Annotated in this window: 13 protein-coding genes; 5 read left to right on the top strand and 8 right to left on the bottom strand. The window is 59.7% G+C overall.

The window, feature by feature from the left end; translation table 11 throughout:
- Nucleotides 1-16 precede the first annotated feature (16 nt).
- The 8 genes from Q4481_RS17290 to Q4481_RS17255 form a co-directional block, all read right to left on the bottom strand.
- Entirely contained in the window at nucleotides 17-832 is an 816-nt protein-coding gene (locus Q4481_RS17290) for an ABC transporter permease (protein WP_304377655.1), read from the bottom strand.
- On the bottom strand, nucleotides 822-1,766 hold the full coding sequence (locus Q4481_RS17285) for an ABC transporter permease (RefSeq protein WP_304377654.1): 945 nt from the start codon (nucleotides 1,764-1,766) through the stop codon (nucleotides 822-824). The genes Q4481_RS17290 and Q4481_RS17285 overlap by 11 nt, the downstream gene beginning before the upstream one ends.
- Nucleotides 1,763-2,764: an ABC transporter ATP-binding protein gene (locus Q4481_RS17280; protein ID WP_304377653.1), complete on the bottom strand. Its 1,002-nt coding sequence runs from the start codon at nucleotides 2,762-2,764 to the stop codon at nucleotides 1,763-1,765. The genes Q4481_RS17285 and Q4481_RS17280 overlap by 4 nt, the downstream gene beginning before the upstream one ends.
- Nucleotides 2,765-2,920: 156 nt before the next feature.
- Nucleotides 2,921-4,078 (bottom strand): ABC transporter substrate-binding protein, encoded by a 1,158-nt coding sequence (locus Q4481_RS17275; protein WP_304377652.1) that lies wholly within the window; start codon nucleotides 4,076-4,078, stop codon nucleotides 2,921-2,923.
- Nucleotides 4,079-4,183: 105 nt separating this feature from the next.
- Complete coding sequence (locus tag Q4481_RS17270; protein ID WP_304377651.1) at nucleotides 4,184-5,092, bottom strand: LysR family transcriptional regulator; 909 nt, start codon at nucleotides 5,090-5,092, stop codon at nucleotides 4,184-4,186.
- A 51-nt stretch (nucleotides 5,093-5,143) separates the two neighbouring features.
- Nucleotides 5,144-5,605, bottom strand: a complete 462-nt coding sequence (locus Q4481_RS17265; RefSeq protein ID WP_304377650.1) for a hypothetical protein — start codon at nucleotides 5,603-5,605, stop codon at nucleotides 5,144-5,146.
- Between the two features lie 100 nt (nucleotides 5,606-5,705).
- Nucleotides 5,706-5,834, bottom strand: coding sequence for an SEC-C metal-binding domain-containing protein (locus Q4481_RS17260; protein WP_304377649.1), 129 nt, complete (start codon nucleotides 5,832-5,834; stop codon nucleotides 5,706-5,708).
- A 168-nt stretch (nucleotides 5,835-6,002) separates the two neighbouring features.
- Nucleotides 6,003-8,351, bottom strand: coding sequence for a membrane-bound PQQ-dependent dehydrogenase, glucose/quinate/shikimate family (locus tag Q4481_RS17255; RefSeq protein ID WP_304377648.1), 2,349 nt, complete (start codon nucleotides 8,349-8,351; stop codon nucleotides 6,003-6,005).
- A gap of 9 nt (nucleotides 8,352-8,360) precedes the next feature.
- Here Q4481_RS17255 and Q4481_RS17250 point away from each other — a divergent pair, with 9 nt between their 5' ends.
- The 5 genes from Q4481_RS17250 to Q4481_RS17230 all read left to right on the top strand — a co-directional run bounded on the left by Q4481_RS17250 (nucleotide 8,361) and on the right by Q4481_RS17230 (nucleotide 12,142).
- Nucleotides 8,361-8,618 carry a hypothetical protein gene (locus Q4481_RS17250; RefSeq protein ID WP_304377647.1) on the top strand — a complete coding sequence of 86 codons (258 nt, stop codon included), beginning with the start codon at nucleotides 8,361-8,363 and terminating at the stop codon, nucleotides 8,616-8,618.
- Nucleotides 8,615-9,454, top strand: coding sequence for a VOC family protein (locus Q4481_RS17245; RefSeq protein WP_304377646.1), 840 nt, complete (start codon nucleotides 8,615-8,617; stop codon nucleotides 9,452-9,454). The genes Q4481_RS17250 and Q4481_RS17245 overlap by 4 nt, the downstream gene beginning before the upstream one ends.
- A 4-nt stretch (nucleotides 9,455-9,458) precedes the next feature.
- Complete coding sequence (gene kdsA, locus Q4481_RS17240; protein WP_304377645.1) at nucleotides 9,459-10,301, top strand: 3-deoxy-8-phosphooctulonate synthase; 843 nt, start codon at nucleotides 9,459-9,461, stop codon at nucleotides 10,299-10,301.
- Nucleotides 10,302-10,413: 112 nt separating this feature from the next.
- Nucleotides 10,414-11,688 (top strand): phosphopyruvate hydratase, encoded by a 1,275-nt coding sequence (gene eno, locus Q4481_RS17235; protein ID WP_304377644.1) that lies wholly within the window; start codon nucleotides 10,414-10,416, stop codon nucleotides 11,686-11,688.
- A gap of 145 nt (nucleotides 11,689-11,833) precedes the next feature.
- Nucleotides 11,834-12,142, top strand: coding sequence for an FtsB family cell division protein (locus tag Q4481_RS17230; RefSeq protein ID WP_304377643.1), 309 nt, complete (start codon nucleotides 11,834-11,836; stop codon nucleotides 12,140-12,142).
- The last annotated feature ends 185 nt before the right edge of the window (nucleotides 12,143-12,327 follow it).

The following is a 12,327-nucleotide window of genomic DNA, read 5'->3' as shown; positions in this document are numbered from 1 at the left end:
GTGCACTTCTCCTCGCTTACTTGCCGGATCCGGCTGTCTCCGCGCCGTCCCGTGTCAGATAATAGGCGCCCAGAATGGGCAGGAATGTCACCACGACCACAAGCATGGCGACGACGTTGGTGACCGGCCGTTCGCGCGGCCGGATGAGTTCTTCGAGCATCCAGATCGGCAGGGTCGTCTGCTGGCCGGCAGTGAAGGTCGTCACGATCACTTCGTCGAACGAAAGGGCAAAGGCCAGCATGCCACCGGCGAGCAGGGCGGTGCCGATATTCGGCAGGATGACGTAACGGAATGTCTGGAAGCCGTCGGCGCCGAGATCATAGGAAGCCTCGATCAGCGATCCGGACAGGCGGCGGAACCGCGCCACCGCATTGTTGTAGACGACAACGACACAGAAGGTGGCATGACCGAGCACGATGGTCCAGAAGGAGAAGGGGATCTCCATGATGCCGAACGCCGAGCGCAATGCGATGCCGGTGACGATGCCGGGCAGGGCGATAGGCAGGACCAGCAGCAGCGAGATCGATTCCCGGCCGAAGAAGTTCGACCGGGCCACGGCCGCAGCGGCCAGCGTGCCGAGCACGAGTGCTACGGCCGTTGCGATCGCCGCGACCTGGACCGACAGCGAAAGAGCCTCCCAGACATCCGGGCGCGCCCAGGCTCGACCGAACCATTGCAGGGTGAAGCCGGGCGGCGGCCACTTGAAGCTCTTTTCCTCGATCGTGAAGGCATAGACGAAGATGAGCAGGATCGGTAGTTGCAGGAACAGAAGGCCGAGACCGGCGGCGATCTTCAGGCCGAGAGGGGCTTCGTGAAGACGATCAGAGCGCATCGAAAGCTCCCTTTTTCTTGGCCGCCCAGAGATAGAAGGCCATGATGACGATCGGGACGATCGAGAAAGCGGCGGCGAGCGGAATGTTGCCGGCGGTACCCTGCTGGGTATAGACGGCCTGGCCGATGAAAAGCCGCGACGAGCCGATGATGCCCGGAATAATGTAGTCGCCAAGCGTCAGCGAGAAGGTGAAGATCGAGCCGGCGACGATGCCTGGCAGGGCCAGCGGCAAGAGAACATGGCGGAAGGTTTGCCCCGGCGAACCGCCGAGATCATAGGAGGCTTCGATGAGGTTGGAGGGCACCCGTTCAAGTGCGGCCTGAACCGGCAGGATCATGTAGGGCAGCCAGACATAGACGAAGACGAGAAAGGTGCCGGTGTAACTGATCGATAGCGAATTGCCGCCAACGATCGGCAGGGCGAGATAGGCATCGAGCAGCCAGGACAGCGACAGTTTCTCAAACAGCCAGGAAATGATGCCTTCCTTGGCGAGGATCATCTTCCAGGCATAGATCTTGACCAGATAGGATGACCAGAGCGGCAACATGGCGCCAAGATAGAAGAGTGCCTTCCATTTGCCGCGAGCATAGCGGGCCGCATAATAGGCGATCGGAAAGGCAACGATGGCAGACGCCACCGTCACCAGCGCCGCCATCGTCACCGTTCTGATAATGATGTCGAAATTCGATGGCCGGAACAATTCGCGGTAGGTCGAAAGCGTCAGTTCATATCTCACCTGGCCGGTGAAATCATCGAGCGAGAAGAAGCTCTGCGCCAGAAGGGCAAAAAGCGACCCGATATAGATGATGCCCAGCCAGAGAACCGGCGGCAGCAGCATGAGTGCGAGCAGAAATTTCGGACGCCGCCAGAACAGCGCCGACAGGCGCGAGAGCACGCCGTCTCGATTGGGTGAGGGTTGAGCCAGCGTCGTCATGCGGCATCGTCCAGAAGATGGATGGCGGAGGCCGGGAAATGAAGCGAGATCGCTTCGCCATCGGCTGGCAACGTCGTGCCGGGTACCAGGTTGGCATGCAGCCTGGCGGAACCGACATCGACGGCGATACGGTAGATGGAGCCGAGAAACGAGCGGCTGGCCAAAGTGCCTTCAAGCCGCTTCATGTCGGTGCCCGTCGGCGCTATGCTGATCGCTTCCGGACGCAGGCTGGCCCAACGTTTGCCGGCACCCAGCGTTTCCGTCAATGCGGGCGGCAACACATTCGAGGAGCCGACGAAATCGGCAACGAATTTCGAACTGGGGCGCTGGTAGATATCTTCCGGCGAGCCCGCCTGGACAATGCCGCCATTGTTGAAGACGGCGACGCGATCGGCCATCGAGAGCGCTTCGCCCTGATCGTGCGTCACGAAGATGAAGGTGATGCCGAGCGCCTTCTGCAGGCTCTTGAGCTCTTCCTGCATCGCCTCGCGCAGCTTGAGATCGAGTGCGCCGAGGGGTTCATCGAGTAGCAGCACTTTCGGCTTGTTGACCAGAGCACGGGCTAGGGCGACGCGCTGGCGCTGGCCGCCCGAGAGCTGACCGGTCTTGCGGCTTCCGTAACCGCCGAGCTTGACGAGTTCGAGCGCTTCTTCGGCCTGGCGATGGCGGGTCGGCTTGTCGATGCCCTTGACCATAAGGCCGTAGGACACGTTGTCGAGAATGCTCATGTGGGGAAATAGAGCATAATCCTGGAACACGGTGTTGACCGATCGTTTCCAGGGCGGAACGCCATTGGCGCTTTCGCCAAAGATCTCGATGGTGCCGCCGGTCGACTGTTCGAAGCCAGCCACCAGTCTGAGGCAGGTCGTCTTGCCGGAACCGGACGGGCCGAGCATGGCAAAGAATTCGCCTTCGGCAATATCGAGATTGACCTGGTCGACCGCCTTGACCGCGCCGAAATGGCGCGACACGGCACGAAAGGAAACAGCAGTCGCCATCCTCATACCCCACATATCAGCAATTTGGTTCTGTCGTTGTCGAGACGTTCGCGCATGGCGGGATCCATTCCGGTTTCACCTGCGGTCGTCATTCCCGGGAACTTGTGTTCGCGGGGGAAGGTCGGGGGCCGGCAAGCCAGCCCCCGATCATCATGCTTACTGTCCGCCCATGACGGCGATATAGTCGGAAACCCAGCGGTTATAGGGAACGCAAGTGCCCTGGCTGCATTTGGCAGTCGGCGTCTTCCAGAAGCTGATCTTGTCGAAGTTCTCGAAGCCGTTGTGGGCGCAGCCTTCGTCGGTCAGGAGCGCATTGCCCTTGCAGGCAGCCGGGACGGAAGGAACCGAACCGAACCAGGCGGCGAGATCACCCTGCACCTTGGGCGAGAGCGAATGTTCCATCCACATATAGGCGCAATTCGGATGAGCGGCTTCGGCATGCAGCATGGTCGTGTCGGCCCAACCTGTCGCGCCTTCCTTCGGGAAGACGGAGGCGACCGGCTGCTTGTCGGCTTCGAGCAGGTTTACCTGGAACGGCCAGGAGCTCGAAGCAACAACGCCTTCGTTCTTGAAGTCGTCGATCTGCACCATGGCATCGTGCCAGTAACGGCCGACGAGCGAACGCTGGCCCTTGAGCAGTTCGAGAACGGCGGCATACTGGTCTTCATTCAGCTCATAGGGGTCCTTGATGCCTAGTTCCGGCTTCTTGGACTTCAGATAGAGCGCGCCGTCGGCGATGTAGATCGGACCGTCGAAGGCCTGAACGCGGCCCTTGTTGGTCTTGCCATCGGGCAGGTTCTGTTCTTCGAACACGACCGACCAGCTGTCCGGAGCCTTGTCGCCGAAGACCTTGGTATTGTACATCAGTACGTTCGGGCCCCACTGGTATGGCGTGCCATAATGCTTGCCATCGACTGTGTGCCAGGGAGCGTCCTTCAGACGATCATCGACCGCCGACCAGCTCTTGATAAGATCGGTGTTGATCGGCTGGACCTTGCCGCCGGCGATGAGGCGCAGCGAGGCGTCGCCCGAGGCAGTGACGAGGTCGAAGCCGCCCTGGTTCATCAGCGTTACCATTTCGTCCGACGTGGCCGCGGTCTTCACCGAGACCTTGCAGCCGGTCGACTTTTCGAATTCGGTAACCCAGTCGTAGTTCTTGTCGGTTTCGCCGCGCTCGATATAGCCGGCCCAGGCGACGATCGAAACTTCGCCTTCACCCGGTCCGATTTCCTTGAGCATTTCGGCGGAAACAGCATTGCCGGCAAAGGCGCCAGCCATAAGTAGAGCAGTGGTGGATTTCAGTAAGGCCTTCATCACTCGTCTCCCTGTTGGATTGTTCCCTCCGACATGAAGCCAAAATTTCGGCGTATTCGCAATTTCTTTATTCAGAAACGCGCTTTCGGTTTTTCCGATATCGGATCAGCGATCCCGAACGCCACGGGCTGTTTCGGCGATGCGGAGAAACTCCTTGGCCGCGACTGGCAGTTTCGATCCGCGGCGCCACACTAGGCCGACCTGAACGACCGGGAGCGAGCCGGAGACATCGCGGCTTTCGATTCTGTCGCCTTCCAGCGACCAGGGACGATAGACGAGATCGGGCAGAAGCGCGATGCCGGCGCCGGTGGCGACCAGACTGCGCACGGCTTCGACTGAACGGGTGCGGAAAGCCACATGCGGTTTGGCGCCGAGGGCGGAGAGGAGCTTGCCGGTGTTTTCCTCGATCTCGTCGACCGTCAGCATGATGAGCGGTTCCTGGGTGATGTCCTTGATCGAGATGATATCGGCGGCCCCGAGCGGATGGCCCATGGGAAGCCAAAGCCTGTAGGGCGAGGTTTCGATGATCTCCGCCTGCAGCGCCATACGGTCACGGAGATTGGAGATCGTCATCACCGCGATGTCGAGCTCGCCGCCGATCAGAAGATGTTCGAGATAGGAGCCGTTGTCCTCGATGGCGGTCACATCGACGCCGGGCAGGGCGCGGCGGTAGCGGGCAAGAAGATCCGACAGTACATAGCCGGCCACGAGCGAGGTCACGCCGAGATTGAGCGAGCCCGCCATTTCCTCCTTGGTTTCGCTGAAGGCGTGCCGCGCATCCGAAACCGAGGCGAGGATTTTCGTCGCATGCCTGAGAAAATTATGGCCGTTATGGGTAATGGTCAGGCCGCGCGGATGGCGATCGAACAGGCTGACGCCGAGATCGCCTTCAAGCTCCTTGATCGCTTCGGTGATCGAGGATTGGGAGATCGACAGCATATGTGCGGCGCCGCTGACCGTTCCCTGTTCGGCGACCGCGATGAAATATTGCAACTGACGAAGTGTGAAAGCCATGGTCTCCTGATGCCATGGCTTTCCCCTCTCTTGCAAGCGTTGGTCAAACGGTCAGCACACTTCGCTGAAAGCGCCGTCTTTCCAGCAGAGATAGCGGCTCTTCTCGCCATTCGGTCCGAGGCTGCTGATGTTCCAATCCGGCCCTTCCTCTACGGTCATGAAGGACAGGATGCGGAAGCCGTTCGAAAATTCGATCACGATTTCCGGCAGGCGCCCGAAATGAGAGATGTCCAAGACACGGGAGCCGGTAACCTGATCGAAAGCCGGCTGCCAGTCATCATCATCGCTCCAGCTACCCACCACGATCCTGTTGCCATGTTCTATTCGCCAACTCCAAGACAGGAAGACGCTCATGTCCCCTGTCGGAAATCTGAAAGGTCGGCCATTGCGATGAAATCTGGTCCGGAGGTTCCCGAATTCCAGGAAGCAGGCAGAGCTGTATCCCAGCCAGATGAGGGTGAGTTCCATTCCGCGCAGGCGCAGGCGTTGCGCTTCGAAAAGTGTGTTATCCATCAATTGATCCGAATTGGAGAAGGATGCCGGTCGGCAAAGAGGCCGAGCCGGCTTTTGCTGGATCACCGTTCTCTAAAAATAATGATCGCGAAGCGAGCCGTCATGCCGCCCGGATTTCATGCAGCAGTTTTTGAAACCGCCTCCATGAACCGCAGGGGCATGGATCGTTGCGGCCAAGTTTTTCGACAAGCTCGACGCCGCCGTGAACCTCGCGGATTCCGGTTTTCACATGCGTTTCAGATGGATAAGATTTACGTCTTTTGGACGTGACCTCAAAAGCTCACGTCGTGGAGGGTTTCGATACGCTTGGTCATGGTCGCCTCCTGTGCTTTGCGAACCTTGGTTTTCTGCCACGAGCTGCTTCCGGTTGCAAGGGTGATCGCAGCACTAGTGTTTTTCAAGGCAGGCTGTAGGCGATCACGTGATCGCCTTGCACTGTTGCAAGTTCCCCATGGCCACCTGCCGCAATGACCACGAACTGGCGCCCATCCTGCAGCGCGTAGGTCATCGGTGTCGCCTGACCGCCCGCGGGCAGCTTCGCCTGCCAGAGACGCCGACCGCTGGTCAGATCGAAGGCACGGAAATAGCCATCCTTCGTTGTCGCAAGAAAAGCGAGCCCGCCACGGGTGACGATCGGACCGCCCAATCCCTGCACGCCAAAATCCCGAATGCCAAGATCGACCGGAAGGGGTGACTCAAGATCGAAGGTGCCATTGCGCGACAAATAGGAGATCTTGCCAGTGCGCAGATCGGCTCCGGTGATGAAACCCCAGGGCGGTGCCTGACAGGGAATGCCGAGCGGCCCAAGAAACTGCGCCATTGCAACGCCGTAGGGCGCGCCAATATTGCGCTTGAGGCCGATTGCCGCTTCGGTCGCGTCTTCGGCTAGGGCCGGGATTTCCGACCGCGGCACCAGTCGCGAAGTATAGGCGAGATGGTTGACGGCGCCGAACATGACCTGCCGCGCCGGATCCACGGCGACCGAACCCCAGTTGAAGACGCCCTGATTGCCAGGATAGATCAGCGAACCGCGGAGCGAGGGCGGCGTGAAGCGACCGTCGTAGCGGAGGCGCTTGAATTCAATGCGGCAGGCGAGTTGGTCGAATATCGACAGACCCCACATCGCACTCTCCGAAAGGACGGGCGGATCGTAACTCAACGCTGACGCAGGCTGTGTCGGAGCGGTGAAATCGCCCTCTACGGCGCCGGATGGCGCCTTGACTTCCCTGACGGGCAGAATGGGTTCACCGGTTCGGCGGTCGAGGACGAAGATGTCGCCCTGTTTGGTCGGGGCGACGAGCGCTGGAACGATGCCGCCATCGAACCGGGCCAGATCGATGAGGACGGGTTGTGCCGGCACATCCATGCCCCAGAGATCGTGGTGCACTGTCTGGCGGACCCAGCGATCGCGTCCGGTTTTCAGATCGAGTGCGACGATCGCGGAGGAATATTTCTCGACATAATCGGAGCGTCCCATGCCGATCTGGTCCGGCACCTGGTTGCCCATCGGCACATAGACGAGCCCGAGCCGTTCATCGACCGAGAAGGCCGACCAGCTGTTGGGTGAGTTCGTGGTGTAATATTCGTCCGGAGCGATCGGCCCGGTATTTTCGGGATTGCCCGCATCCCAGTTCCATTCGAGCGCGCCGGTAATCACGTTGAAAGCCCGGATGACGCCGGACTGTTCGTAGATCGATTCATTGTCGGCAACCGCGCCGCCGATGATGATCTTGCCATCGGCGACGGCCGGCGGGGTGGTCGAATAATAATATCCGGCCGGATTGTGCAGCATGCCCTGGCCAAGATCGATGGCGCCGAGTTTGCCGAAATCAGGGCAGGGCAACCCGGTCCTTGCATCGAGTGCGAAGAGCCTCGCATCAGCGGTCGGTAGATAGATACGTGCGGCGCAGGTATCGCCGATCCAGCGACCGGGATCACGGAAATAGCTGACGCCGCGGCAGGTCAGTTCCTGCCGATTGGGATTGCGGGCGACCTTCGGATCGAAACGCCACTTTTCCTTGCCGGTTTCCGCATCGAGCGCGATGGCGATGCTGTGCGGGGTGCAGAGAAAAAGCGTCTCGTCCACCATCAGCGGCGTTGCCTGGAAACTCGTCTTTGCCTCTTCACCCGATCGCGGCAGATCTCCCGTCCGATAGGTCCATGCAACCTTCAGCCGCGCGACATTGCCGGTATTGATCGTATCGAGCGGTGAATAGCGCTGGCCGTATGGGGTGCGGCCATAGGCATGCCATTCACCTTCCGGAACGCGACCACCCAATTCCGGGAAGAGAAACTGCCGGACGGTCGGCAGATTTCCGCTCACCGGCTGTTGCTGGGTCGCAACCCCTTGCGCGATCGCACCAGCCGACAGGAGAAGCCCGAGGGAAAGTATAAGACCACCGCGCCGCTGCGCCATCGCATTGCGATAGGGCCAGTTGAGCCCGTTCCGGATGGGGGGAAGCAGAAGCCAGAGCCCCATGAGCAGAAACAAGCCGAGCCTCGGAACGAGCTGGGGCCAGTCGAACCCGACCTCCCAGAGCGACCAGGCGAGCGTACAAAGCAACAGGGCGCCGTAGATCCACAAGGTGACGGCGCGACGCATGAGCACGAGATAGGCCATCAGCGCGAAAACGATGCCGGCCGCGAGATAGAACAGGCTGCCGCCCAGCATCGCCAGCTGGATGCCGGGGAGCACAAGCGCCAGTGCGATGGCGGAGAAGAGAATCGCGGTCGCGACGAAGAGCATGGAGCGGCCTTGCAGATGGTTCCCGTCATGCCAGATGAGGATCAAATGGCCAGAGGCCTTCTCTTTCCGGGAATTTTCGGCAGGATCAAGGCCTGTCATTCAATTTGCACGACAAGCCATTCCATCAAACCGGCCAAAATGCCGCCGAATGCGGCGCATTTGATGGCTGCACTTGAACAGGATGCGGCAAACATGCGAAAGACGGTCGCCCGCTCCGGAGGACGCTCTTGCCAGCACGCCCAATCGATCATCTGGTTCTACCCGTGACAAATCTTTCTGAAGCTCGCCTGCGATTGTCGGCGATCGGCTTCAACATCGCGGCTGATGCCAGGCATCCGTTCGGAACCGAAAACGCCTGTATCTTCTTCAAGGATGGGACCTATCTCGAGCCTCTCGCTGTCTGGGACCGAAATGTCGTCATGGATGCGCTGCGACGGGGCAACCAGTTTGTGGCGCGTAACAACGCCTACCGTTTCCTGTTCAGCGAGGAAGGGCTTTCGGCCGTTGCGATGGGGACTGGCGATGCCGACCAGGATCATGCCGAATTCGCGCGCCAGGGTCTCGTTGCCGGCGATATGCTGACCTTTTCGCGCCCGATGCGCTTTCCTGACGGTTCCGAAGCGCTTGCGAGTTTCAAACTGGCGTTTGCCAATGATTTCCGTTCGCCCGGGTTCTTTGGTTTTACCTGCCAGAGGATCAACGTTCCCGCAGCTGATCGTTCGGCGCTGGAGCAGCATGACAATGGCGTGACCGGCCTTCGCGGCATCGTCCTGATTGAACCGTGCCCGGATGATTTCTTCGGTTATCTGTCGGCGATCGTCGGCGAGCCAAGCATGATAGGTACACCGGATGGTGCCGTGATCCGAGCCGCCAATGCCGAAATTTCCATTCTGACGCCGACAGCCTTCGGTGACCTCTTCGGCGAGCCGATGGTGGCCAATGAGCGCGGGCTACGCGGCCGGGCGGTCGTTTTCACCGTGGCGGATCTGGCGCGAACCACAGATCTTCTTAAGGAACGACAGATCGATTGTCACACAAGAGATGGAATGATCGTGGTTCCGCACCGGCCGGGCCAGGCAACAACATTCGCATTCGTGGAGTAGGAACATGAGCAAGACCAATTCAACCGTCACCGTCGGTGAGGGCACCAAAGCCGTTACCTTCTCCAATACGGCCCCGCTTGCGCTTATTGCCGGCCCCTGCCAGATGGAAAGCCGCGATCACGCTTTCATGATGGCAGGCCAACTGGCCGAAATCTGCGGCAAGCTTGGCATCGGCCTTGTCTACAAATCTTCCTTCGACAAGGCCAATCGCACCTCGCTTTCCGGCAAGCGCGGCATCGGGCTGGAGAAGGCGCTCGAAGTCTTCGCCGATCTCAAGAAGGAATATGGTTTTCCGGTCATCACCGACATCCATACCGAAGAGCAATGCGCGCAGGTCGCTCCGGTGGTGGATATGCTGCAGATCCCGGCCTTCCTCTGCCGCCAGACCGATCTTCTCGTGGCTGCTGCCCGCACCGGACGTGTCGTCAATGTCAAGAAAGGCCAGTTCCTGGCCCCCTGGGACATGAAGAACGTGCTCGGCAAGCTCAATGACAGCGGCAATCCCAACGTGCTGCTCTGTGAGCGCGGCGCTTCTTTCGGTTACAATACGCTGGTATCGGACATGCGGGCGCTGCCGATCATGGCGGCGATGGGCGCGCCGGTCGTCTTCGATGCCACGCATTCGGTTCAGCAGCCGGGCGGGCAGGGGGCATCCACCGGCGGCGATCGTTCCATGGTGCCGGTTCTCGCACGTGCGGCGGTGGCGGTCGGTGTTGCCGGTCTCTTCGTCGAGACCCATCAGGACCCCGACAATGCGCCCTCCGATGGCCCCAATATGGTGCGGCTTGAGGACATGCCGGCGCTGCTTGAAAAACTGATGGCCTTCGACCGGATCGCGAAATCGTAAGTCATCGAGAATTGCCCGTGCTGCCATTGTTTTTTTGCAGAAACGGGCTATGGGAAGGGCCGGAACCATCTCCCCCGGCCGCTGGGCCAGACAACAAGGCAAGGACTAGGACATGACCGCAATCGTCGACATTTTGGGCAGGGAAATTCTCGATAGCCGTGGCAATCCGACCGTTGAGGTCGATGTTCTTCTCGAAGATGGCAGCCTCGGACGCGCTGCGGTTCCGTCGGGCGCCTCCACGGGTGCGCATGAAGCCGTCGAACTGCGCGATGGCGGTGGCCGTTTCCTCGGCAAGGGCGTGCAGAAGGCCGTCGATGCCGTCAACGGCGAAATCTTCGAAGCCATCACCGGCATGGAAGCCGAAGACCAGATCGACATCGACAATGCGATGATCGAGCTCGATGGCACCGACAACAAGGGTCGCCTCGGCGCCAATGCCATTCTCGGCGTGTCGCTGGCTGTCGCCAAGGCAGCTGCGATCGCTTCCGGCATGCCGCTCTATCGTTACGTCGGCGGCGTGAATGCCCGCCTTCTGCCGGTGCCGATGATGAACATCATCAACGGTGGCGCCCATGCCGACAACCCGATCGACTTCCAGGAATTCATGATCATGCCGGTCGGCGCCGACACGCTGAAGGATGCTGTCCGCATGGGTGCGGAAGTGTTCCACACGCTGAAGAAGGAACTCTCCTCGCAGGGTCACAATACCAGCGTCGGCGATGAAGGCGGTTTCGCACCGAATCTCGCTTCGGCTCCGGCTGCGCTCGACTTCATCATGAAGTCGATCGAGAAGGCAGGCTATCGTCCGGGCGAGGATATTGCCCTGGCGCTCGATTGCGCCTCCACCGAATTCTTCAAGGATGGCAAGTACGACATGCATGGCGAAGGCAAGGTGCGTTCGTCGGGCGAAATGGCCGAATATCTCGCGAGCCTCGTTGCCGGCTATCCGATCATCTCGATCGAAGACGGCATGGCGGAAGATGATTGGGAAGGCTGGAAGATCCTGACCGATCTCGTCGGTTCCAAGTGCCAGCTGGTAGGCGACGATCTGTTTGTCACCAACTCCCGCCGCCTGCGCGATGGTATCAAGATGGGTGTCGCCAACTCGATCCTCGTCAAGGTCAACCAGATCGGCTCGCTGACCGAGACACTCGACGCCGTCGAGACCGCTCACAAGGCCCGCTACACCGCCGTCATGTCGCACCGTTCCGGCGAAACCGAAGATTCGACGATTGCCGATCTCGCGGTTGCCACCAACTGCGGTCAGATCAAGACCGGGTCGCTGGCCCGTTCGGACCGGACTGCAAAGTACAACCAGCTGATCCGCATCGAACAGGAACTCGGCTCGGCCGCTTCCTATGCCGGACGCTCGATCCTGCGCGGCTGATCCTGCTTCAAGACCCAAATCGAAAAGCCGGCCTTCGCGCCGGCTTTTCTTTTTGCGCTGCATTCGGCGCAGCGGCTTATGGTCAACGGACGATTAAGCTTTTTCGTCCATTCTGTCACAATCGTATTGCGTGACAGGCGTATTCATGTGGACCAAACAACATAAGAAGCGGCATTATGGTCGTCTGGTGACGCCGTTGCTGGCTGCGGGCTTCTTCACCTATTTCGGCTATCACTCCCTCAATGGCGACCTCGGCCTGAAAGCGACCGAACAATTCGAGCGTCGCCGCGTCGAGCGCGAGGCGGAGCTTGCCAGTCTCGTCAAGGTGCGCACCGAACTCGAGCGTCAGGTCAAGCTGATGAGCGACGGCTCGCTCGAAAAGGACATGCTGGACGAGAAGGCGCGTTATTCGCTGAACGTTTCGCGCGAGGACGAAATCGTCATTTTTCATTGAGGCGAAATCGGTCGACTCATTGACGGAGCGGGTGCGCCGCAGCATGTTGCGTGCCGCGTCGCAGCATATTAACTTAATTTCAGTTAATTCAAAGAAAATATAGATTCTACAGGTACTTAATTGTAATGTTAGCCATGCATTTATGGCATTGCTGGCAGCGGTTTTATCCCCTATCCTGCGTGCAA

It is taken from the genome of Fluviirhizobium alvei (assembly GCF_030551875.1).
Taxonomy (GTDB): domain Bacteria; phylum Pseudomonadota; class Alphaproteobacteria; order Rhizobiales; family Rhizobiaceae; genus Rhizobium_E; species Rhizobium_E alvei.
This window is presented reverse-complemented; position numbering and strand designations above follow the sequence as displayed.